18 protein-coding genes are annotated in these 22546 nt (G+C 68.4%); 8 read left to right on the forward strand and 10 right to left on the reverse strand.

Features of this window, described 5'->3' with window-relative positions; genetic code table 11:
* Both AAY78_RS04810 and AAY78_RS04815 read left to right on the forward strand, forming a co-directional pair.
* The gene (locus tag AAY78_RS04810) at positions 1-2145 is read left to right on the forward strand and encodes a 3-hydroxyacyl-CoA dehydrogenase NAD-binding domain-containing protein (protein ID WP_046747245.1); all 2145 of its coding nucleotides are present in this window, start codon (positions 1-3) and stop codon (positions 2143-2145) included.
* 96 nt (positions 2146-2241) lie between these two features.
* Entirely contained in the window at positions 2242-2793 is a 552-nt protein-coding gene (locus AAY78_RS04815) for a hypothetical protein (RefSeq protein ID WP_046747203.1), read from the forward strand.
* Here the strand turns inward: AAY78_RS04815 and AAY78_RS04820 are convergent.
* From AAY78_RS04820 to AAY78_RS04830, 3 genes are read right to left on the reverse strand one after another with little or no spacing between them, the layout of a single operon-like run.
* Positions 2778-4409 carry a GMC family oxidoreductase gene (locus AAY78_RS04820; protein WP_046747204.1) on the reverse strand — a complete coding sequence of 544 codons (1632 nt, stop codon included), beginning with the start codon at positions 4407-4409 and terminating at the stop codon, positions 2778-2780. The genes AAY78_RS04815 and AAY78_RS04820 overlap by 16 nt on opposite strands.
* Positions 4402-5307, reverse strand: coding sequence for a YegS/Rv2252/BmrU family lipid kinase (locus tag AAY78_RS04825; protein ID WP_046747205.1), 906 nt, complete (start codon positions 5305-5307; stop codon positions 4402-4404). The genes AAY78_RS04820 and AAY78_RS04825 overlap by 8 nt, the downstream gene beginning before the upstream one ends.
* Position 5308: 1 nt before the next feature.
* A complete protein-coding gene (locus AAY78_RS04830; protein WP_231589654.1) occupies positions 5309-6931 on the reverse strand; it encodes an FAD-binding oxidoreductase in 1623 nt (540 codons plus the stop codon).
* Between the two features lie 20 nt (positions 6932-6951).
* Between AAY78_RS04830 and AAY78_RS04835 the strand changes: the two genes are divergently transcribed.
* From AAY78_RS04835 to AAY78_RS04845, 3 genes are all read left to right on the forward strand, one after another.
* A complete protein-coding gene (locus tag AAY78_RS04835; protein WP_052748652.1) occupies positions 6952-7530 on the forward strand; it encodes a TetR/AcrR family transcriptional regulator in 579 nt (192 codons plus the stop codon).
* Positions 7527-8981, forward strand: coding sequence for a glycerol-3-phosphate dehydrogenase/oxidase (locus tag AAY78_RS04840; RefSeq protein WP_046747207.1), 1455 nt, complete (start codon positions 7527-7529; stop codon positions 8979-8981). The genes AAY78_RS04835 and AAY78_RS04840 overlap by 4 nt, the downstream gene beginning before the upstream one ends.
* A gap of 141 nt (positions 8982-9122) precedes the next feature.
* Entirely contained in the window at positions 9123-9818 is a 696-nt protein-coding gene (locus AAY78_RS04845; protein ID WP_046747208.1) for an SPFH domain-containing protein, read from the forward strand.
* 64 nt (positions 9819-9882) lie between these two features.
* On the opposite strand, the gene dxs is transcribed toward AAY78_RS04845, so the two are convergent.
* The 5 genes from dxs to dut form a co-directional block, all read right to left on the reverse strand.
* Positions 9883-11823, reverse strand: a complete 1941-nt coding sequence (gene dxs, locus AAY78_RS04850; protein WP_046747209.1) for a 1-deoxy-D-xylulose-5-phosphate synthase — start codon at positions 11821-11823, stop codon at positions 9883-9885.
* A 171-nt stretch (positions 11824-11994) separates the two neighbouring features.
* The gene (locus AAY78_RS04855; RefSeq protein WP_046747210.1) at positions 11995-14832 is read right to left on the reverse strand and encodes an aconitate hydratase; all 2838 of its coding nucleotides are present in this window, start codon (positions 14830-14832) and stop codon (positions 11995-11997) included.
* Positions 14833-14985: 153 nt separating this feature from the next.
* A complete protein-coding gene (locus tag AAY78_RS04860) occupies positions 14986-15720 on the reverse strand; it encodes a DUF3159 domain-containing protein (protein ID WP_046747211.1) in 735 nt (244 codons plus the stop codon).
* Entirely contained in the window at positions 15717-16304 is a 588-nt protein-coding gene (locus tag AAY78_RS04865) for a DUF3710 domain-containing protein (RefSeq protein ID WP_045264797.1), read from the reverse strand. Before AAY78_RS04865 ends, AAY78_RS04860 begins: the two co-directional genes overlap by 4 nt.
* The gene (gene dut / locus AAY78_RS04870; protein ID WP_046747212.1) at positions 16297-16770 is read right to left on the reverse strand and encodes a dUTP diphosphatase; all 474 of its coding nucleotides are present in this window, start codon (positions 16768-16770) and stop codon (positions 16297-16299) included. Before dut ends, AAY78_RS04865 begins: the two co-directional genes overlap by 8 nt.
* A 12-nt stretch (positions 16771-16782) precedes the next feature.
* Here dut and AAY78_RS04875 point away from each other — a divergent pair, with 12 nt between their 5' ends.
* Complete coding sequence (locus tag AAY78_RS04875; RefSeq protein ID WP_046747213.1) at positions 16783-17247, forward strand: DUF3093 domain-containing protein; 465 nt, start codon at positions 16783-16785, stop codon at positions 17245-17247.
* A gap of 73 nt (positions 17248-17320) precedes the next feature.
* Here the strand turns inward: AAY78_RS04875 and AAY78_RS04880 are convergent, their stop codons facing one another.
* Complete coding sequence (locus tag AAY78_RS04880; RefSeq protein ID WP_046747247.1) at positions 17321-17614, reverse strand: DUF4193 domain-containing protein; 294 nt, start codon at positions 17612-17614, stop codon at positions 17321-17323.
* A 198-nt stretch (positions 17615-17812) separates the two neighbouring features.
* Here AAY78_RS04880 and sepH point away from each other — a divergent pair, with 198 nt between their 5' ends.
* The gene (gene sepH, locus AAY78_RS04885) at positions 17813-18859 is read left to right on the forward strand and encodes a septation protein SepH (RefSeq protein WP_046747214.1); all 1047 of its coding nucleotides are present in this window, start codon (positions 17813-17815) and stop codon (positions 18857-18859) included.
* 47 nt (positions 18860-18906) lie between these two features.
* On the opposite strand, the gene AAY78_RS04890 is transcribed toward sepH, so the two are convergent.
* On the reverse strand, positions 18907-20028 hold the full coding sequence (locus AAY78_RS04890) for an alkaline phosphatase family protein (RefSeq protein ID WP_046747215.1): 1122 nt from the start codon (positions 20026-20028) through the stop codon (positions 18907-18909).
* A 44-nt stretch (positions 20029-20072) separates the two neighbouring features.
* On the opposite strand from AAY78_RS04890, the gene AAY78_RS04895 reads away from it, so the two are divergent.
* Complete coding sequence (locus AAY78_RS04895; protein WP_046747216.1) at positions 20073-22514, forward strand: DNA gyrase/topoisomerase IV subunit A; 2442 nt, start codon at positions 20073-20075, stop codon at positions 22512-22514.
* The last annotated feature ends 32 nt before the right edge of the window (positions 22515-22546 follow it).

The following is a 22546-nucleotide window of genomic DNA, read 5'->3' on the forward strand; positions in this document are numbered from 1 at the left end:
GTGACCGACTACGACGACATCGACTTCTCCCCCATCCAGGCGCTCACCGAGGGCGAGGTCATCACACAGTCACCGGTGCGCGACATCCGTCTCGCCTCCGGCAAGGTGCTGGCACTGATCACGCTCGACAACGGTCGCGATCACACCCGCCCGAACACGCTCGGACCCGCGACGCTCACCCAGCTGGGCGAGACCCTCGACGGCCTCAAGGCCAGGGCAGCGGCCGGCGAGATCCAGGCGGTCGGCATCACCGGCAAGCAGTACATCATGGCGGCCGGCGCCGATCTCTCGGACATCAGCAAGGTCGGGTCCCGGGACAACGCACGCCTCATCGCGCAGCTGGGCCACAAGGTGCTCGGCAAGCTCGGCGACCTCGGCGTGCCGTCCTTCGCGTTCGTGAACGGACTCGCGCTCGGCGGCGGACTGGAGATCGCACTGAACTCCACATACCGCACGGTCGACGCCTCGGCGGCGGCAGTGGCGCTTCCCGAGGTCTTCCTCGGCATCATCCCCGGCTGGGGTGGCGCCTACCTGCTGCCGAACCTCATCGGCATCGAGAACGCGCTCGAGGTGGTCATCTCGAACCCACTCAAGCAGAACCGCATGCTGAAGCCGCAGCAGGCGTTCGACCTCGGGATCTTCGACGCGATCTTCCCCGCGGCGAACTACCTCGAGAACTCGCTCTCCTGGGCGGATGCGGTACTCGGCGGCACGAAGGTCGAGCGCAAGAACGAGCCCGGCAAGCTCGAGCGCCTCACCAAGTGGCCGATCGCGATCAAGATGGCGCGCGGCATGCTGGAGTCGAAGATCGGCACCGTGCCGAAGTCGCCGTACGCCGCCCTTGAGCTGCTCGACAAGGCGAAGAGCGGCACCAAGGCGGAGGGCTTCGCCCGCGAGGACGAGGCGCTGGCGGAACTCGTGACCGGGGACCAGTTCGCCGCGTCGATGTACGCGTTCGACCTGGTGCAGAAGCGTGCGAAGCGTCCGGTCGGTGCGCCCGACAAGCAACTCGCGAAGAAGGTCACCAAGGTCGGCATCATCGGTGCCGGTCTCATGGCCAGCCAGTTCGCACTGCTGTTCGTGCGCAAGCTCCAGGTGCCTGTGCTCATCACCGACCTGGATCAGGCACGTGTCGACAAGGGCGTCGCCTACATCCACGAGGAGATCGGCAAGCTCGAGGCCAAGGGACGTCTCGACTCCGACAGCGCGAACAAGCTGCGTGCGCTGGTCACCGGCACGACCGACAAGAGCCTCTACGCGGACTGCGACTTCGTCATCGAGGCGGTGTTCGAGGAGGTCGGCGTCAAGCAGCAGGTGTTCGGCGAGATCGAGAAGATCATCGCCGAGGACGCGATCCTCGCGACCAACACCTCCTCGCTGTCGGTCGAGGAGATCGGGTCGAAGCTCGCGCACCCGGAGCGTCTGGTCGGCTTCCACTTCTTCAACCCGGTCGCAGTCATGCCGCTGATCGAGATCGTGAAGACCCCGGTGACCGCCGACGCCGCGCTGTCGACGGCCTTCGTGGTCGCGAAGAACCTGGGGAAGAACGCGGTGCTCACCGCCGACGCCCCGGGCTTCGTCGTGAACCGGCTGCTCGCGAAGGTCATGGGCGAAGCCGCACGTGCCGTCTACGAGGGCACGCCGATCGCCGAGGTCGAGAAGGCCTTCGGACCCCTCGGCCTCCCGATGGGCCCGTTCCAGCTGATCGACCTGGTCGGCTGGAAGGTCGCCGCCCACGTGCAGGACACGATGGTGCATGCGTTCCCCGACCGGTTCTACGCCAACGAGAACTTCCACGCGCTCGCCGAGCTCGACACGGTCGTGGAGAAGGACAAGGGCGGACGCGTCGTCGGCTGGAGCAAGCAGGCGGAGAAGGTCCTGAAGCCGGCGGTGGCCAAGACACCGGCCACGGCCGCGACCATCCTCCAGCGCGTGCAGGACGGTCTGGCGCAGGAGATCAAGCTCATGCTCGACGAGGGCGTCGTCCCCGAGGTCGAGGACATCGATCTGTGCCTGATCCTCGGCGCCGGCTGGCCTTTCATCGACGGCGGCGCCTCACCGTACCTCGACCGCGAAGGTGCATCCGAGCGGGCCTTCGGCGGCTCCTTCCACACCCCGCAGATCCGCGGCGTCGAAAGCCGCTGATCGCCGGACGCCATCACCGAAGCGCCTCACCGGATTCCCAGCGAATCCGGTGAGGCGCTTCGTCGTCCGGCGCTCGGCAAGCCCTACCCTGGATCGATGAGCTCTCGCCCGTCTCCGCGCACCACCGAGCAGCCGATGGCCTTCAGCCGGCGCGAGTTCTGGCGCGGCGCCGTTGCGACCTGGATCACCTTCAACGCTCTGTTCCTCCTGGTGACGACCGTCGTCCTCGCCATCATGTCGCGCTCCCTGCAGACCGTCTTCTCGATCCTCATCCTGGTGGCATGGTTCCAGCTCCTCTTCGTCGTGGCCACCTCCGCTCTGGCGACCGTCATCGGCAGCGGGGCCGCCTTCGTGCTGGGCCGGCTTCTGCGGACCACGGCGGGCATGCGGCAACACCTCATCGCCTTTGCAGGACTCGGTCTCGTGGTCGGAGGCGTCGTCATCGCGGTCGTCGGGACCTGGCCCGCGAACCTGACCGGAGAATTCGGGTCTTTGTTGACGAACATCACCGAGCCGTACATCGCACTTCCCCTGCTGGGGATGAGCGCCGTCAGCGTCGCCCACGGCTGGTACTGGACAGCCTCACGGGCGCTGTCCGAAGACCCTGCACCACAGAGCCCCGTCGCCGAGGCTCAGCTCGCCGGCTGAACCGGGCGCGCGTCGTCATCGCCGCGACGAGGCCAGTACGACAGCGCCCGCTCCGCCAGTGCGGTGATCGTCAGCGAGGGATTCACCCCGGGATTCGCGGGCACGGCGGCGCCGTCGACGACGTGCAGGCCGGGGTGCCCCCAGACCCGGTGATACCCGTCGATGACACCGTCCGTGCGTGACGCCGAGATGACGGCACCGCCGAGGAAGTGCGCGGTGAGGGGGATACCGAACACCTCAGGCCAGGATCCACGTGCAGCGGCTGGGACCCCACCGTCCACCTCGACCCGCGCGGCGATCGCCGCCGCCGCCGCATGGGCCTGGGGCAGATAGCTCGGGTTCGGCTCCCCGTGTCCCTGTGCGCTCGTCATGATGAGGCGGCCGAAGCGGCGGCGCAGGGAGAGCGTGAGCGAGTTGTCCGCTGTCTGCATGACCAGCGCGATGATACCCCGCTCGCTCCAGCGGCGGAGGCTCCCTAGACGGAACTGCCGCACCGGGGAACGGAGCATCTGGGCGACCAGACTGCGCAGTCGCACCCCTATCGGACGTCCGCCGGGGACGATCACGGTAGCGAGTGCACCCATCAGGTTCGACCCCGGCCCGTAGCGGACGTTCTCGACGTGGGTGCGGTCGTCGACGTGGAACGACGTGGTGATCGCGACGCCGCGGGCGAGCTGCAGCGAGTCCGGGACGCTCACGGCCACCGCGCCGTCGAGGGCCTCCGAGTTGGTGCGGGTGAGCCGACCTACGGCGTCCGAGACCCGCGGCAGAGCCCCGGACTCCTTCATCCGGTGCAGCAGCTGCTGCGTGCCCCAGGTGCCGGCGGCGAGCACGACCTCCCGGGCGGTCACGGTCTTCCGCGCGCGGCGGACCCAGGCCCCGCTGCGCTGCGTTGTCACCGCGAATCCTCCTTCGGGGAGCTCACGCACCTCGCTCACCGTGCGGAGGGCCTCGATCGCGACTCCGCGGCGCTCCGCCAGAGCCAGGTAGTTCTTCATGAGCGTGTTCTTCGCGCCGACGCGGCAGCCCACCATGCAGTTGCCGCACAGCGTGCACCCGGTTCGATCGGGCCCCTCGCCGCCGAAGAAGGGGTCCGGCGTGCGCTCCCCCGGCTTCCCGAACCAGACCCCGACCGGTGCGTGCCGGAACGTCGAGCCGACGCCGAGATCGTCCGCGGCGCCGGCCATGATCCGCTCCACAGGGCCGGTGTGCGGGTACTGGTCGACGACGCCGAGCATCCTCTTGGCCGTCGCATAGTGCGGCGCGAGTTCATGCTCCCACTCCGCGATGCCCTGCCACTGCGGGTCCGTGAAGAAGGCCGCGCCCGGCTGATACAGCGTGTTCGCGTAGTTGAGCGATCCGCCGCCTACCCCCGCACCGGCCAGGATCATCACATGCGGCAATCGGTGGATACGCTGCACACCGTAGCAGCCGAGCGCCGGCGCCCAGAGATAGCGACGGACGTCCCAGCTGGTCTTCGCGAAGTCGTCGTCCTCGAAGCGGCGACCCGCCTCGTAGACGCGAACACGGTAGCCCTTCTCCGCCAGTCGCAGAGCAGCGACCGAACCTCCGAAACCGGAACCCACGACCACGACATCCTCGTCGAATTCAGTCATCGCTCTCCTTCGACACCATCATCGTGAGCGCGCCGGGAAGCACCGAGATGGTGCACTCATCCTCACCGATGCGCTCGCCGTCCGCGTAGACCACGAGGCCGGGGGCCGAGACCGTCACGGACCGTGCACGCCGGTGCGCGACCTCAGCGCGCGCGAGATGCGTCCCACGCAGCAGCAGCGGGAAGAGACCCAGCAGGCGCATGCGGCCCAATGGCGCGACATGGACGATGTCGAGGAGTCCGTCGTCGGGGACGGCTCCGGCGCAGATCGGCATACCCCCTCCGTAGCTGGACGTGCTGCCGGCTGCGATCAGCGTGCCCGGCGAGCTCCTCGCCGCTTCCTCGTCTACGGCGATGCGGAATTCCATCGGCCGCAATCGCACGAGCTCGATGAGCAGCGCGAGGTAGTAGCGAGGTGCGCCGTGCGGCCAGCGGAGCCTGTTGGTGCGGTCGCTGACCTTCGCGTCGAAGCCCAGCGCCGCGATGGTCAGGAATCTCCGACTGCCCTTCGCGGTGCGGACGACGCCGACATCGATCGCTCGTGGCACGCCGATGAGGGCGAGCTCGGCGGCGGCCCGTGCGTCACCACGTGGGAGGCCCAGGGCTCGGGCGAGATCGTTCCCGGTGCCCGCCGGCACCAGGACGACCGGGACGGAGGCGGCGCACACCGTGTCGAGCACGCCGGCCAGCGTGCCATCACCGCCCACGACCACGAGGAGACGAGGGCCGTCGGCCAGCGCGGCGACGGCGAGTCGGGCGGTGTCGGCGGCGGAGGCACCCGCGTACGTTCGCACCTCGGCACCACGCTCCCGGAGAAGTCGAACGGCTGCCTCCGCCGCTCGCCCGCCCCGCCCCTTGCCGGCGAACGGATTCGCGAGCACGGCTATGTGCTCGGACACGTCAGTGCGTCCGTTCCGCGGGGATCACGGCGCCGGGGTTGAGTATGCCCGACGGATCGAGCTCCCTCTTGATGGCGGCGAGGATGCGGACCCCGGTCTCCCCGATCTCCTGACCGAGCCACGGCGCATGGTCCCGCCCGACCGCGTGGTGATGGCTGATCGTTCCCCCTGCGGTGATGATCGCATCGTTCACACGCGCTTTCACGGGCTCCCACGAACGGAGCATGTCGGTGCGCACTCCTGCGAGGACCGTGAAGTACAGCGACGCCCCGGTCGGGTAGATGTGCGAGACGTGGCACATGACGTACGACTTGGCGCCGATGTCCGCGAAGCCCTCCTTGAGCGCCGCCTCGACCGTCGAGCGCAGCGCCTGCAGGTTCGACCACGTCGTCGCGGTCTCCAATGTCTCGCAGAAGACGCCGGCGTCGAGAAGTGAATCGCGCAGATAAGGTCCGTCGAACCGGGTCCTGAGCCAGTCCTCTGCCGGGCCTTCCCCCGAGGAGGTCCCGCCCGCCGCGGCGAGGTGAGCACCGGCATGAGCCCGTCGTTCCGCGATGTCCTCGCCTTCGTACACCGTGACCACGCTGGCGCCCTTGGCCAGTGCTTTGCCGATCCGCCCGACCTGGGCGAGGCTGACAGCCGTCTCCGCTTCGTCTGACAGCCGGATGACGGTCGGACCGCCGCTCAGCTGAGCGACACGACGAAGCCCCTCGGCTCCACTGGCGAAGTCCGGAAACGACCAGGCCTCGAACACCCTCGCGCGCGGGATCGGGTGGACGCGCACCCGCACCTCGGTGATCACGCCGAAGATGCCCTCGGAGCCGAGGAACACTCGGATCAGGTCGGGCCCTGCGGCAGAGCCCGGCGACCGCCCGAGCTCGATGTCGCCGGTCGGGGTGGCCACTCTGATCCCGGTCACCATCGTGTCGAAGCGCCCGTTCCCCGCAGAGTTCTGCCCCGAAGACCGAGCCGCCGCGAATCCGCCGATCGTGGCATAGCGGAAGCTCTGCGGAAAATGACCGAGCTCGAACCCGCGCGCGGAAAGCAGCGCCTCCGCCTCCGGCCCCGTCGTGCCGGCCGCGAGCACGGCCTCACCACTGGTCTCATCGAGCCGCACCATGCCGCTCAGCCGCCGCAGATCGAGACTGACCACGGCGTGATGCGCGCCCCGTTCAGGATCGAGTGCGCCGACGACGCTCGTCCCGCCACCGAAGGGGATGACGGCGACACCTCGCGCCGCCGCGGCATCGAGACACGCACGGACCTCGTCGTGGTCGGCGGGGCGGACGACGACGTCCGGTGCGTCCTGTCGTGCCTCGCGTCGGCGAAGCAGGTCGGGCGTCGAGCGCCCGCCCGCGTGACGGACACGGGCCTCCGGTGTGTCGTCGACGTTCTCGAGGCCGACGGCGAGGACGAACGCCGCGCGGTCTTCCGCTGTCAGACGCGACGGGCGCAGCTGCACCTCCGAGAGTTCGACGGCCGGAGCGGGCGTGCGGACGCGACCCAACAGCATCGGCAGCAGAGCACGCACCGGAAGAGGCAGCCCCTTCGCCTTGGCCGGGTCGCCCCAGCCGTTCCATCTCATCAGCGAGTCCGCATCGACCCTGCCGTTCTCTTGGCCCATGCGTTACAGTGTGACACATCATGGAAGAACGTCAACCTCTCTGGGACGCCACACAGACGAAGATCCTCGATGCGGCCGATGCGCTGATCGAGAGGCGCGGCGTGCACGGCGTCACCGTCGCGGAGCTCGCCCGGCGCGCAGAGCTGAGTCGGCCGACGATCTACCGCAACTGGAACGACGCCGATGACGTCGTCCGTGCAGCCTTGCTGCGCCGTGTGACCACCATCCTGAGCGCCTTCCCCGCGACTGCGGCCACCAGGCCCGCCCTCGTCGACGACGTGCTGCGCTTCATCGGCCTGTTCCGGAGCGACGCCCTGTATGCGCGACTGCTGGCCGACGAGCCGGAAGCGTTCACGCGATACACGCTGCAGCGCGTGGGTTCGAGCCAGCGCATGATCCTCGGGTGGCTGTCCGCAGCGATCGGAACCGCACAGCTCGACGGATCGGTGCGCGACGGTGCACCGCAGGAGATGGCCGTCATGCTGCTGCTCATCGCGCAGTCCGCGGTGCTCTCCCACGGGACCGTCTCCGATCTGATCTCGGAGGCGGCATGGGAGCGCGAACTGCGGGCCGCGCTGGACGGACTGCTGCGCCCATGATCAGGGAGCCATCCGCGCTCAATGTCGCGCGACGGAGGACGGAGCTCACGCTCGCAGCCGAGGAGCGGGTCGACGTGCTCGTGATCGGCGGCGGCATCACGGGCGTGGGAGTCGCACTCGATGCTGCCTCTCGCGGACTCACCGTGACGCTGATCGAAGCCGAGGATCTGGCTTTCGGTACCAGCAGATTCAGCTCGAAGCTCGTGCACGGCGGCCTGCGCTACCTCGCCACCGGAGACTTCGCGACCGCGCGGGAGAGCGCGCACGAACGCCATCTCCTGATGACCTCGATCGCCCCTCACCTCATACACCCCCTCGGACAGCTCCTGCCGTTCTCGCAGACTGTCACACTCCGGCAGCGTGTCGCAGGCACCGTGGGCATGGGGCTGGGCGATGTGCTGCGGATGCGCGCACACACCCCCCGCCGGGTCCTCCCCGCCCCTGCCGTGGTCTCCGCGCGCACGGCCATGCGGTTGATGCCAGCCCTCGACCAGCGGGGCCTCCGCGGAGGGATGCTGGCCTATGACGGTCAGCTCGTCGATGATGCGCGCCTCGTCACGACGGTGGCCCGCACCGCAGCGGCCCTCGGCGCCCGCATCCTCACCAGGGTCCGTGCCCTCTCCCTGCGCGCAGATGGGGCCTCGGTCGAGGAGGCGACGACGGGCGAGCGTTTCGAGATCCGTGCACGTGCGGTCGTCAACGCGACGGGAGTGTGGGCGGGAGCACTCGATCCGTCGATCACGGTGCGACCGAGTCGAGGGACCCACATCGTGCTCGACGCCGCCGACCTCGGCGCTCCGTCGACGGCACTGACGATCCCTCACGAAGGGTCGATCAGCCGATACGTCTTCGCTCTGCCACAGGCACACGGACGACTGATCGTCGGACTCACCGACGAAGACTCACCCGGCGCGGTCCCGCGGGTCGCTCAGCCGACGGAGACCGAGATCGAGTTCCTCCTCCACAGCCTCAACCGCGTTCTCGCCACCGCGGTCCGACGCGATCAGGTTCGTGGCGCCTTCGCCGGCCTGCGGCCGCTTGTCGACAGCGGAACCGACTCGACAGCCGACATCTCCCGTCGGCACCTGGTGGCGGCATCGGAGTCGGGCTTCATCTCGGTGCTCGGCGGGAAGCTGACGACCTATCGACGCATGGCCGAGGATGCCGTCGATCTCGCCGTCACGACGCGGAGTCTGCCGTCGTCGCGACAGAGTCGCACCGCGTCGTTGCGGCTCGCGGATCGTGACGTCCCCTCATCGGACGAGCTGTTGGACGAGGCGACGGCCCTGACCGCGGCAGAGGTCGAGTACGCCGTCCGCGTGGAGGGGGCGATGACGGTCGACGATGTCCTCGACCGGCGCACGCGCATCGGACTCGTCGACGCGGATAGAGCCCGCTGTCGTCCGGTGGTCGAGTCCGTCGTGGCCCGCGCGGTCTCCGCGCTTCTCTGAGACCGGATCACGGCGCGGCCGGAGCCATCGCGTATCCGCCGCACAGCCGGGCAGGGAACGTGCGGGGAACACCGCATGAAATCACGGCGAGCAGGCCGCCCGACGACACGTCGGCACTCGGCGAACCTGCACAGTGGTGACATGGACATGCTCTTCACGATGCTGGGCGGCAAGGGGATGTCGGGCCTGCTGAAGACCGGAACGGCCATCCTCACCACGCTCCTGGTGCTCCCCGCTCTCCTCAAGCTCTTCATCGTCACCGTCGACGAGGGCTGGGCGGCCATCCGAACCCGCAACGGCAAACCCATCATCCGCAACCGCCCTCAACGGCGTCCGTCCCAGCACGGTGGCGCGGTGGGCGAAGTCGTCGTGCTGGACCCGGGCTCACACGGGGCGTTCCCCCTGTTCTACTGGTACAAACTCGTCGACGTGCGGTGCCGCGCGACGGATCTGCCTGCGCGGGAGCTGAGCGGTGCGAGCGGTCATCAGCATCGCGTGCACGCCTCGTTCGAGTGGCGTCCCCTACCGACGGGGCACGATCTGCGCGTCTTCGAGTTGGATGTGGTGAACGTGAAGGAACGCGCCTCGAACATCGTCGGCGCGGCGCTGCGAGATGTGGTCCGCAGCCTCGAAGGAGCAGAGCTGCCGCACAACGACGAGATCAACACCCGGGTCATCGCGGCCAGTGCCGACGAGGTTCGCCGCGCCTGCGGCGTCGAGCTGGTGCGCGTGATGGTCACCGGCGACGCGCTCACCGACGGCTACCTGCTGTCGACCGCACTCCGAGAGGTGGAACGCGGAGCCCAGGCCGTCGCGGCACTGCACGCCCTGAACTGATCTCCCCCGGCACCACCGCCGGTGCGGGGCACTCTGCTGGAGCGGGAAAACCCTGGGACGGGTCTCAGTGCCTCTCGTGCAGGGGAAGGTCGATCGTCCCGGTCTCGCCCGCGTGACGCGCCTTGGGGATGCGGGTCCCGAGCACCTGCGAAACGATGTCCTGCGCGATCTTGGGCGCGGTGAGCCCCGCATCGGCGAGGATCTGATCGCGGGAGGCGTGATCGATGAACTCGTCGGGAAGACCCAGCTCGTCCACCGCCGTGTCGATCCCCGCCTCTCGAAGAACCTGCCGGACACGGGTGCCGATTCCTCCCACGCGGATCCCGTCTTCGATGGTGATCACGAGGCGATGGTGAGCCGAGAGCTCCACGATCGACGGCTGCACAGGGATGGCCCATCGCGGATCGATGACGGTGGCGCCGATGCCCTGCGCGCGAAGCCGGTCGGCGACATCGAGCGCCAGTTCCGCGAAGGGGCCGATGGCGACGATGAGCACGTCCTCCGTCTCGCCGCGGGCGAGTACGTCGACACCGTCGCTGAGCCGCTCGATGGCCGGGAGGTCGGCGGCGACCTCGCCCTTGGGGAAGCGGATGACCGTCGGTGCGTCCTCGACGTCGACCGCCTCTCGGAGGGCTTCGGTCAGTCGGGCGCCGTCGCGGGGCGCGGCGATGCGGATGTGCGGGACGATCTGCAGCATGGCGAGGTCCCACATGCCGTGATGGCTCGGCCCGTCGGGGCCGGTCACACCGGCGCGATCGAGGACGAAGGTGACTCCGGCGCGGTGCAGCGCCACGTCCATCAGCACCTGGTCGAAGGCACGCCCCATGAAGGTGGCGTACAGGGCGACGACGGGGTGCAGTCCCCCGTAGGCCAGTCCCGCGGCGGAAGCCACGGCATGCTGCTCGGCGATTCCCACGTCGTAGACGCGGTCGGGGAAGCGCTCGGCGAACGGCGCGAGGCCCGTCGGTCGCAGCATCGCAGCGGTCATGGCGATCACATCGTTGCGCTGCTCACCCACGGAGACCAGAGCGTCGGAGAAGACGTCGGTCCACCCACGACCGCCCGACGACAGGGTCTCCCCGGTCGTCGGATCGATCTTGCCGACGGCGTGGAACTGGTCGGCCTCGTCGTCGCGGGCCGGCTGATAGCCGCGGCCCTTCTCGGTGATCGTGTGCACGATGACGGGGGCACCGTACGACTTCGCCAGCTCCAGCGTCTCGAGCAGCGCGGGGAGGTCATGCCCGTCGACGGGGCCGAGGTACTTGATGTCGAGGTTCGAGTACAGCGCCTCGTTGTTCGTGAACCGCGAGAGGAACCCGTGGGTACCGCCGCGGACACCGCGGAACACGGCACGGCCGACGGGACCGAAAGCACGGAAGAGGCGGTCGGAGCGCTGATGCAGGTCTTTGTAGGCCGCTGCCGTACGCACCCGGTTGAGGTAGCGCGACATGCCGCCGATCGTCGGCGCGTAGGAACGTCCGTTGTCGTTGACGACGATGACCAGGTTGCGGTCATTGTCATCGGAGATGTTGTTCAACGCCTCCCAGGTCATTCCACCGGTCAGCGCGCCGTCGCCGACCACCGCGACCACATGCCTGTCGGCGCGGCCGGTCGCCGTGAGCGCCCGGGAGATACCGTCGGCCCAGCTGAGCGAGCTGGAGGCGTGCGACGACTCCACCACGTCATGGGCGCTCTCCCCGCGCTGCGGGTACCCCGCGAGTCCGCCGCGCACGCGCAGGCCGGAGAAGTCCTGGCGGCCCGTGAGCAGCTTGTGTACGTAGGACTGATGCCCGGTGTCGAAGATGAAGGGGTCGTCCGGAGACGAGAACACGCGATGCAGGGCGATCGTCAGCTCGACGACGCCGAGGTTGGGGCCCAGATGGCCACCGGTACGGGACACGTTCTCGACCAGGAACTCGCGGATCTCCGCGGCGAGTTCCGCCAGCTGCTCGGTCGAGAGGGCATCCAGATCGCGGGGTCCAGAGATGCTCGGAAGAATGGGCATCTGCGCCTCCTCACAGGCTTCGTCAAAGACGCCCGACACGGGTGCGGGCGTCGTCCTGATCCTACCGCCCCGGGCCGGGAAAGCTCCGAGGATGGAGGCCCCCTTGACACGACGGAGGGGCCCGTGTCCGAAGACACGAGCCCCTCCGTTACGCGATCAACCCGCGTGCGATCAGACGAGCGAACGCAGCACGTACTGCAGGATGCCGCCGTTGCGGTAGTAGTCAGCCTCACCGGGGGTGTCGATGCGCACGACCGCGTCGAACTCGACCGGCTGCTTGCCCTCGGGCGAGTGCTCGCTCGGGGTGGCCGTGACCTTCACCGTCTTCGGCGTGACGCCGTTGTTGAGCTCTTCCAGGCCGGAGATCGAGACGATCTCGGTCCCGTCGAGGCCCAGCGACTCCCAGCTCTCGCCGGCGGGGAACTGCAGCGGCACGACTCCCATGCCGATCAGGTTCGACCGGTGGATGCGCTCGAAGCTCTCCGTGATGACGGCCTTGACGCCGAGCAGGCTCGTGCCCTTGGCCGCCCAGTCACGCGACGAACCGGAACCGTACTCCTTGCCGCCGAAGATGACGAGCGGCGTACCCTGCGCCTGGTAGTTCATGCTCGCGTCGTAGATGTACGACTGCGGGCCGCCCGGCTGCGTGAAGTCGCGGGTGTAGCCACCCTCGACGACCTGCCCGTCGTTCACGGCGGAGACCATGAGGTTCTTGAGACGGATGTTCGCGAACGTTCCGCGGATCATCACCTCGTGGTTTCCGCGGCGCGAGCCGAAGGAGTTGAAATCCTTGCGGTCGACGCCGTGCTCCGTCAGGTACTGGGCCGCGGGCGTCCCCGGCTTGATGTTTCCGGCCGGCGAGATGTGGTCGGTGGTCACCGAGTCGCCGAGCGTCGCCATCACGCGAGCACCTTCGATGTCCTTCACCGGGGTGAGCTCCATCGTCATGCCGTCGAAGTACGGTGCCTTGCGGACGTAGGTCGAGTTCTCGTCCCACTGGAACGTGTCGTCATCCGGCGTCGGCAGGTTGCGCCAGCGCTCGTCACCGTCGAACACCGTGGCGTACTGCTTGATGAACTGGTCGCGCGAGATCGACGAGTCGACGATCTCCTGCACCTCGTCTGGCGTCGGCCAGATGTCCTTCAGGAAGACGTCCTCGCCGTCGCTGCCCTTGCCGAGGGCGTCGTTGTCGAAGTCGAAGTGCATCGACCCCGCCAGCGCGTAGGCGATGACCAGCGGCGGGCTGGCGAGGTAGTTCATCTTCACGTCGGGGCTGATGCGACCCTCGAAGTTGCGGTTGCCCGAGAGGACGGCCGTGACGGCGAGGTCGTGCGAGTTGATGGCCTCGGAGACCTCTTCGATCAGCGGTCCGGAGTTTCCGATGCAGATGGTGCAGCCGTAGCCGACCGTGTAGAAGCCGAGACCCTCGAGGTCCTTGTCGAGACCGGACTTCTCGTAGTAGTCGGTGACGACCTTGGAGCCGGGGCCGAGCGTGGTCTTGACCCACGGCTTCTGCTTGAGCCCCTTCTCGAGCGCCTTGCGTGCGACGAGACCGGCGGCGATCATGACCGACGGGTTCGACGTGTTGGTGCACGACGTGATGGCGGCCAGGGTGACGGCGCCGTTGTCGAGGATGTACTTCTCCCCGTCGGGTGTGGTCACGGGGACGGGCTTCGAGGCATTGGCCGGCGCGCCGCTGTTGATGTGCACCGGACGCGTGGTGGTGGGCTCCTCCTCGCCGGGAACCGAACCGGGGTCAGATGCCGGGAAGGAGTGCTTCGACTCGAGGTCGACGACCGAGTCCGAGGTCGATGCGGTCGCGTACGCCAGGATGTCCTGCTCGAACTGCGACTTCGCCTCCGAGAGGAGGATGCGGTCCTGCGGGCGCTTCGGGCCGGCGATCGACGGCACGACGGTGCCGAGGTCGAGCTCGAGGTACTCGCTGAAGGTCGGCTCGTGCGATGCGTCGTGCCAGAGCTTCTGCTCCTTGGCGTAGGCCTCGACGAGTGCGACGGCCTCGTCGCTGCGGCCGGTCAGGCGCAGGTAGTCGAGGGTGACGTCGTCGATCGGGAAGATCGCCGCCGTGGAACCGAACTCCGGTGACATGTTGCCGATGGTGGCGCGGTTGGCCAGCGGCACGGATGCCACGCCCTCGCCGTAGAACTCGACGAACTTGCCGACGACGCCGTGCTTGCGCAGCAGGTCGGTGATCGTGAGCACGACGTCGGTCGCCGTGACACCGGCGGGGATCTCACCGGAGAGCTTGAAGCCGACCACGCGAGGGATGAGCATCGACACGGGCTGACCGAGCATGGCAGCCTCGGCCTCGATGCCACCGACGCCCCAGCCGAGCACGCCCAGACCGTTGACCATCGTGGTGTGCGAGTCGGTGCCGACGCAGGTGTCGGGGTAGGCGCGGAGCACGCCGTCGACGTCGCGGTCGTAGATGACCTTCGCGAGGTGCTCGATGTTCACCTGGTGCACGATGCCGGTCCCGGGCGGGACGACCTTGAAGTCGCTGAAGGCGGTCTGACCCCAGCGCAGGAACTGGTAGCGCTCACCGTTGCGCTCGTACTCGATCTCGACGTTGCGCTCGAGTGCGTTCTCGGAGCCGAACAGGTCGGCGATGACCGAGTGGTCGATGACCATCTCGGCCGGCGAGAGCGGATTGATCTTGTTGGCGTCGCCGCCCAGAGCCGTCACGGCCTCGCGCATGGTGGCGAGGTCGACGATGCACGGGACACCGGTGAAGTCCTGCATGACCACGCGCGCCGGCGTGAACTGGATCTCGGTGTTGGGCTCAGCCGCTGCGTCCCAGGACCCCAGCGCCTCGATCTGCGCCTTCGTCACATTCGCGCCGTCCTCGGTGCGGAGCAGGTTCTCCAGGAGGACCTTGAGACTGAAGGGGAGCTTCTCGAAACCGGGCACCGTGTCGATGCGGAAGATCTCATAGTCGGTGCTGCCGACTGTCAGGGTGCTCTTGGCACCGAAGCTGTTCACCGTGGACACGAATCCGTCTCCTTCTATTCGGATGGGAGCGACAGGCGCCTCCATCTTGCTCGCCAGTGAGCCCCTGCGGCTAGCAAGGGGGACCTAACCAGTCTGCTCCGGGAAGCGCACCGGCGAAAGCCTGCGATTTATCTTGATGTCAAGATAAATCTATCACGCCTCGGGGGCATCCTCGCGCGCAGGCTCGCGGGGGTGGAGCGCCCGTACGACCAACCAGGTCACGGCGATGAGCGGTGCGAACAACGGCAACCCCATGATGAGCTTTAGCGTCCCGAGTGCCGTGACGTCGCCGGCGAGATACAAGGGCAGCTGGACGGCGAGGCGCGCGAAGAACAGCGAGGCCCAGGCGATCCCGAGCCAGAAGTACGCACGTCGCTTGCGGCGGTCGGTGCGCCAGGTGGTGCCCTCCCCCATCAGGAATCCGACCGCGAGGCCGATCAGCGACCATCCGATCAGTGCGGAGACCAGGATGACCGATCCGTAGACCGCGTTCGTGATGAGTCCTGGCACGAAGTTGTCCGCGCCGCGTCCGGTCCACAGCGCGAGCGCCGCGGCGGCCACAGCCGCGATGAGACCGCCCAGCGCGGCGGAGGGCGGCGACTTCTGCACCAGTCGGACGAGGGTGAACACCGCTGCCAGGCCGACCGACACCCCCAACGACAGGATCAGCGGCTCCGGGCGGATGGTGAAGAGGATGACGAAAGCGAGGCTCGGCAGCACTGACTCGAGGATGCCGCGCCATCCCCCCATCGCCGTCCAGACCACCTTGTGGGTGCTGGAGCCCTCAGCGGGATCGAGACCGGCACGACGCGCGGCACCGCCGAGCGCCGCCCCGAGGATCTCGGAGGTGCTCTTCTCGCGTTCGGCGTCGGGCTCGGGAGCGCTCACGCGGAACCCGGAGTCGCCGGCATCTTGAGCGGGATCAGGTCGCGCGGGGGCATCGGCGAACCACCGCGGACGACGACGATCGAGCGGAAGAGGTCCTCGACCTTCTCGGCGGCTTCGGGGTCAGACGCTCCTGCGCCACCGATCACACCGCGCAGGAACCAGCGCGGGCCGTCGATGCCGATGAAGCGCGCGAGACGCAGCCCTGATCCCTCCGCCGCCGTGGCAGGAACCTCGGCGAGGAGCTCCTTGCCCAGTGGGCCTTCGCGCTCCTCGACGCGACCGCCCTGAGCTTTGACCTGGTCGCGGAGCTGCACTCGGGTCTCGTCCCACAGTCCGCCGGAGCGCGGCGCCGCGAACGGCTGCACCTGCAGCGAGGAGTCGGCGTAGTCCAGGCCGACCGCGACGATCCGCTTCGACTGCTCCTCGACTTCGAGGCGCAGATTCAGACCTTCGCGCGGCAGGATCTTGATGCCGCCGAGATCGATGTACGGACGGACCGGGTTCGCCTCGGAGTCATCGAAGGGCCCGTCGGTGGCACGGTTCAACGGTGCCGACTTCGAAGGGGTCTCGTTGTTGTCAGTCATTGGCTCGTCCTGCTTCGCTCTGGTGGGTCGCTGCCTGGTATCCGGTGGAGCCGAATCCACCGGCACCACGGACGCTGTCCGGCAGCACGTCGACCGGGATGAACGTGGCGCGCGTGACCGGCATGATGATCAGCTGCGCGATACGATCGCCGACCGCCACATCGTACGCGCTCTTGGTATCCGTGTTGATCAGACTCACCTTGATCTCGCCGCGATAGCCGGCGTCCACCGTTCCGGGAGAGTTCACGATCGAGATGCCGTGCTTCGCCGCCAGGCCGCTGCGCGGTACGACGAATGCCGCATACCCGTCGGGTAGGGCGATGCTCACCCCCGTCGGCACGAGAGCGCGCTCCCCCGGCTCCAGGTGCACCGCCTCGGCGGCGACGAGATCGGCTCCGGCGTCTCCCGGATGCGCATACCCGGGCAGCACTGCAGCGATAATGGGGACATCAACGGAATCGGTCACCCCATGAGGCTAATGCAGAACCCCGTCACAGACTCACGTCCCCGCTACCGCGAGAGGCTCTCGCCGAGCCTCTGGCTGCTCGTGACCGTCGCGGTCGCCGGCCCCATGGTCTCGCTCGTCTTCGTGCCGATCGGCTCGACCGTCGCGCTCGTCGTCGGTGCGGCAGTATCGGCCCTGCTCGTGTTCGGTGTCATCGCCGCCACACCGGTCGTCTCGGTCGTCGGCTCCACCCTGCATGCAGGTCGCGCGCACATCGACACGAAGCACCTCGGAGCACCCACTGCACTGACGGGCGAGGAAGCCCGTCATGCCCGCGGCCCCGGTCTCCCGGCGCGCGGGTGGCACCTGATCCGCGGCGGCATCGACGGCATCGTCGTCGTGCCGAACCTCGACCAGGACGACCCCGTGGACGCATGGACGATCTCGACGCGGACGCCCGACCGGCTCGTCGCCGCGATCCGCGCTTCCCAGACCTGACGCGCTCACCCAACGACAGCGCGCCCCTGACCGAGACGGTCGGGGGCGCGTGATACGTCGCTCGAAGGACTGCTTACGCAGCGCACTCCTTGCAGATGGGCCCGGATGCGCCCTCGTGGTCGAGCTGCGAGCGGTGCTTCACGAGGAAGCAGCTCATGCATGTGAACTCGTCCTGCTGCGCGGGCAGCACGACGACATCGAGCTCGAGATCGGAGAGGTCGGCACCCGGGAGGTCGAAGCTCGACGGGTTGTCGGAGTCTTCGTCCCCGCTTGAGCCGGAGTTCTTGTCCGGCACACGCTCCTTGAGGGCTTCGATCGACTCGGAGTCGTCTTCGCTCTTTCGGGGGGCGTCGTAATCGGTTGCCATGCGGTAGATCTCCACTTTCATGGTGCGAGTGGGTGGTGCGCCGTCGGGTATTCGGCGGCCATAGTTTGCACGACCGGACGACATAACGCAAATGCTCGTCCGCGCGACAGAGGAAACTCACGGCACGCCCACGCTATTCCCGTCCGCGACCCCTCACGCGTGACACCATGAACGGACACCCATCAGAGGGGCATTCGCATGGAAAACGTCACCATCGTCGGCACAGAAGCAGGAGTCCTCGTACTCGCGACCGAGTCGGGCGAGCGGTTCGCGCTGCCCATCGACGACATGCTGCAGCGCGAGATCCGCCGCGCCACCCGTCAGAGCGAGCCGACGGCCCAGAAGCTCGCTGCGAGCCCGCGCGACATCCAGGCCCAGATCCGCGCCGGGCTCACCGCACCCGAGGTCGCGGAGCTGCTCGGCATCAGCGTCGACGACGTGGCCCGATTCGAAGGACCCGTCCTCGCCGAGCGCGAGCACGTGATCGGACAGGCCCTCGCCGTGCCCGTCCTGATCGGCAGCGAGGTCGAGCCCGACGCGCAGCCGACGTTCGGTGTGGCCGTCCGCGCCAAGCTCGCCGAGATCGAAGCCACCTCCGAGCGCTGGGCGAGCTGGAAGGAGGACTCCGGTTGGACCATCAAGCTCGAGTTCACCGCCAACGACGTCGATCACGACGCCCGCTGGAGCTTCGATCCTCGCCGCAGCGCGCTCTCACCGCTGAACGCCGACGCGACACAGCTCTCTCGGCAGGGCTCGCTCCCCGAGGGTCTCATCCCCCGCCTCCGAGCGGTCGATGCCGAGCGGACCTCGCCGTACAAGGACGAGAGTCGCTTCGACTCCGGCGCGTTCGGACCGCGGCTGGTACCCGCACCCGAAGCGGACGTGGAAGACCCCTCGCTCCCGGCCCGCTCCGACGCGGCAGCGCAGGACGCGGCGATCAAGCGCGCTCCCGCCGCGCAGACCACGAGTCCGGAGACAGCGGACCTCCTCGAGGCTCTACGCCGACGCCGCGGACAGCGGGAGACCGCGCCGCTGCTCGACGACGTGGAGGACACGGATCGATCGGACCAGAGTCCGATCGCACTGTTCGAGGCCCTGGAGCAGCCGGATGAAGAACCGGAGCCCCCGCAGCCCGCGCCGCAGAACAGCAACTCGGACACCGGCGACTCCACGGGACGCCGCCGTCGCCGGAACGCGATGCCGTCGTGGGACGAGATCGTCTTCGGCGCACGCACCGATGAGTGAGACGCGACTCGTCTGAGCCCCACCCGCGGCGGGGATGAGGGGCTGCGTCAGCGTTCGAACGCGCCGAGCCGGATCACCGGCACCTGTCTCTCCTCCGGTGTGAGCGCACCGTGCTGGCCCACCATCCCGCGACTGCGCTGGTCGGCCGCCGTACCGTCGTAGAGAGCCCAGGCACCGCGAGCGATCGCGAGCAGGTCGCCGACGCGCGATGCGGCGGCATCTGTGACCTTCGGTCCGAAGAGGCCGTGACGTATCGCCTCCTCGCGGGTGAGCACGTCGGCCACCCCCTCCAGGTCGGCGCGCCATCTCGACGTCACCGCCGCGCGGTCCGCGTCGGGCTCCAGGTACGCGTGCAGCATGCGCGGTTCGCCGCCGATGTGGCGAATCCCCGCGACGTGCTCCTCGGCCAGGACGACCTGACGGTTCGGCGCCACATCGACCATCCCGTGATCCGAGGTGACCACGACGCCCACGCCCGCCGGGACACGTGCAGACAGCGCCGCGTCGACATCCTCCAGCGCGGCGACCCACTCCGGGGAGGCGATGCCGTGCTTGTGACCTGCCTTGTCGACCTCCGGCAGGTAACAGTAGACGAGCGACCCCGGGTGCTCGCGAGCGAGCTCATATGCGGCTTCGACCCGCGAGGCCGCGGTCGTCGCGGGAACGAACTCGGCACCGCGCAGAGTGGCTCTGGTGAAGCCGCTGTGCGCGTACCCGGCGAACCCGACGGCGAAACTCTCGTGTCCGTCGCGGGCCGCTCGCTCGAAGATCGTCGGGGCCGACTGCCAGGTGAGCGGATCGATCCCGTCGGTCTCCCAGCCGCTGAGCTGGTTGACGAGCACATCGCGGTCGGGATCGAGCACGCGGTAACCGACGAGCCCGTGCTCCCCCGGCCATACACCCGTGACGATGCTCGTGAGCGCCGCCGCCGTGGTGGAGGGGAACACCGAGTGGGCGACGTCCTTCTTCGCCATCCCCGCGGTCAGGGAGCGCGCGTGTCCGGCATGGCCACGCAGGCTGATCGCCCCGAGCCCATCGATCACCACGAGCACGACCGAGTCCGCGCGCGGCAGAACCTCGGATTCGCCTCGGAGGGCGGCGAACAGGTCGCCCGCCACCCCGACGACACTCCGGGCGCTGGGCGCCGCGGACGGTAGCATGAAGGACATCCGAGCCAGTCTGACACAGGCTCCCGTATGCCCCCAGGAAGTCCATGCCGAAAACTCCGCCGCCCGAGCCCGTCGAGGAGCGCATCCAGGACATCGACCTCTCCAGCGAGATGCAGGGTTCGTTCCTCGAATACGCGTACTCGGTGATCTACTCGCGTGCCCTGCCCGATGCGCGCGACGGGCTGAAGCCCGTGCAGCGCCGCATCCTGTATCAGATGGCCGAGATGGGCCTGCGTCCGGACCGCGGCCACGTCAAGAGTGCGCGCGTCGTCGGCGAGGTCATGGGAAAGCTGCACCCCCACGGCGACTCGGCGATCTATGACGCGCTCGTGCGGCTCGCGCAGGAGTGGGCGCTGCGTGTGCCCCTGGTCGACGGGCACGGCAACTTCGGCTCCCTCGACGATGGGCCCGCTGCAGCCCGATACACCGAGGCACGACTCGCCGCCGCCGCGCTGGCCCTCACCGAGAACCTCGACGAGGACGTCGTCGACTTCATCCCGAACTACGACGGTCAGTTCCAGCAGCCTGCCGTGCTGCCGGCCGCCTTCCCCAACCTGCTGGTCAACGGCGCGAGTGGGATCGCCGTCGGCATGGCGACCAACATGGCGCCGCACAACCTCATCGAAGTTGTCGCGGCGGCCACTCATCTCCTCGAGAATCCGGATGCGACCACCGAGGAGCTGATGGAGTTCGTCCCCGGACCTGACTTCCCCTCCGGCGGGATCCTGATGGGACTCGACGGTGTCAAGGACGCGTACACGAACGGACGCGGCGCCCTCAAGGTGCGGGGCAAGACCTCCATCGAGCCGCTCGGCCCGCGGCGTACCGGCATCATCGTGTCCGAGCTGCCGTACATGGTGGGACCCGAGCGCCTGCTGGAGAAGATCCGGGATGCGGTGCAGTCGAAGAAGCTGCAGGGCATCAGCGACGTCACCGACCTCACCGACCGCAACCACGGACTGCGCGTCGCGATCGGCATCAAGACCGGCTTCGACCCGAACGCCGTGCTCGAGCAGCTCTACCGGTTGACTCCGCTGGAGGACTCGTTCAGCATCAACAACGTCGCCCTGGTCGATGGCCAGCCGCGCACGCTGGGCCTCAAGGAGATGCTGAGCGTCTACGTCGGTCACCGTCTCGAGGTCATCACCCGCCGCAGCCGATACCGTCTGAAGCGGCGCGAGGAGCGTCTGCACCTGGTGGAGGGTCTGCTCATCGCGATCCTCGACATCGACGAGGTCATCCAGGTCATCCGCTCCTCCGATGACTCGGAGCAGGCCCGCACGCGACTGCGCTCCGTCTTCGATCTGAGCGAGCTCCAGGCGGAGTACATCCTCGAGTTGCGCCTGCGCCGTCTGACCAAGTTCTCGCGTATCGAGCTGGAGTCCGAACGCGATGCGTTGCTGGCGGAGATCGCCGCACTGCGGGAACTGCTCGACAGCCCGACTCTGCTCCGCGCCGCGGTCGCCAAGGAGCTCGACGCCGCAGCCGATGCATACGGAACACCGCGGCGCACACTCCTGATGAACGCGGCTCCGCCCAAGCCCCGAGCGACCAAGGGTGCGGTCGATCTGCAGATCGCCGATGCGCCCACCGTGCTCGTGCTCTCGACCACGGGACGTACCGTCCGCGTCGACCTCGGCGAGGGCCAGGAACTCACCGTCCCTGCACGTCGCAGCAAGCACGATGCGATCCTGACCACCGTCGAGACCACCGTCCGCGCCGAGATCGGGGCTCTGACCAACCTCGGTCGCGTCGTCCGCTTCTCCCCCGTCGACCTCCCGTCCGTGCCGGCGACGTCGGTGCAGCTCGCCGCCGGTACTCCCCTGCGCGACTACCTCGGCATCACGACCAAGGGCGAGCGCGTTCTGGGTTTCGTGCGTTTCGACAGCGAGACTCCGATCGCGCTCGGCACCGCTCAGGGCACGGTCAAGCGCATCGTCCCTTCCAGCCTCCCCGTGCGTCCTGACCTCGAGGTCATCGGCCTGAAACAGGGCGATTCGGTGGTCGGGGCGGCAGAGGCACCGGACGACGCGGAGCTGGTGTTCGTCACGACCGACGCGCAGCTGCTGCACTTCCCGGCTTCCGCTGTGCGCCCGCAAGGCGCCCCGGCGGGCGGAATGGCCGGGGTCAAGCTCGGCTCCGGCGCATCAGTGCTCTTCTTCGGCGTCGTCGATCCGGCCGCGGAATCCGTCGTCGCCACGGTATCCGGAGGCGACAGCGCTCTTCCCGGCACAGAGCCCGGGCGCGCCAAGGTGTCGTCCTTCGCGGAGTATCCAGCCAAGGGGCGTGCCACCGGAGGCGTCCGCGCCCATGCGTTCTTGAAGGGTGAGGACCGACTGACGGTCGCATGGGTCGGACCCAACCCGCCGCTCGCCGTCGATCCGACAGGCGCGGTCCGCAAGCTTCCGGAGAACGGAGCACGCCGCGACGCGTCCGGCCAGCCCGTCGAAGGTGTCATCGGCAGTATCGGCCGCACACTGGTCTGAGCACAGGCGAGCGGTCCGACCGCGTGAGAGCG

Origin of the sequence: Microbacterium sp. Ag1, from assembly GCF_001005635.1 — a bacterium.
Taxonomy (GTDB): domain Bacteria; phylum Actinomycetota; class Actinomycetes; order Actinomycetales; family Microbacteriaceae; genus Microbacterium; species Microbacterium oxydans.

What these genes read in the sequence shown, in the direction of transcription:
- AAY78_RS04815 (WP_046747203.1), top strand. Translation starts at nt 2,242, where the DNA reads ATGAGCTCTCGCCCGTCTCCGCGCACCACCGAGCAGCCGATGGCCTTC.
- AAY78_RS04820 (WP_046747204.1), bottom strand. Translation starts at nt 4,409, where the DNA reads ATGACTGAATTCGACGAGGATGTCGTGGTCGTGGGTTCCGGTTTCGGA.
- AAY78_RS04830 (WP_231589654.1), bottom strand. Translation starts at nt 6,931, where the DNA reads ATGGGCCAAGAGAACGGCAGGGTCGATGCGGACTCGCTGATGAGATGG.
- AAY78_RS04835 (WP_052748652.1), top strand. Translation starts at nt 6,952, where the DNA reads ATGGAAGAACGTCAACCTCTCTGGGACGCCACACAGACGAAGATCCTC.
- AAY78_RS04840 (WP_046747207.1), top strand. Translation starts at nt 7,527, where the DNA reads ATGATCAGGGAGCCATCCGCGCTCAATGTCGCGCGACGGAGGACGGAG.
- AAY78_RS04845 (WP_046747208.1), top strand. Translation starts at nt 9,123, where the DNA reads ATGGACATGCTCTTCACGATGCTGGGCGGCAAGGGGATGTCGGGCCTG.
- dxs (WP_046747209.1), bottom strand. Translation starts at nt 11,823, where the DNA reads ATGCCCATTCTTCCGAGCATCTCTGGACCCCGCGATCTGGATGCCCTC.
- AAY78_RS04865 (WP_045264797.1), bottom strand. Translation starts at nt 16,304, where the DNA reads ATGACTGACAACAACGAGACCCCTTCGAAGTCGGCACCGTTGAACCGT.
- AAY78_RS04875 (WP_046747213.1), top strand. Translation starts at nt 16,783, where the DNA reads ATGCAGAACCCCGTCACAGACTCACGTCCCCGCTACCGCGAGAGGCTC.
- AAY78_RS04880 (WP_046747247.1), bottom strand. Translation starts at nt 17,614, where the DNA reads ATGGCAACCGATTACGACGCCCCCCGAAAGAGCGAAGACGACTCCGAG.
- sepH (WP_046747214.1), top strand. Translation starts at nt 17,813, where the DNA reads ATGGAAAACGTCACCATCGTCGGCACAGAAGCAGGAGTCCTCGTACTC.
- AAY78_RS04890 (WP_046747215.1), bottom strand. Translation starts at nt 20,028, where the DNA reads ATGTCCTTCATGCTACCGTCCGCGGCGCCCAGCGCCCGGAGTGTCGTC.
- AAY78_RS04895 (WP_046747216.1), top strand. Translation starts at nt 20,073, where the DNA reads ATGCCGAAAACTCCGCCGCCCGAGCCCGTCGAGGAGCGCATCCAGGAC.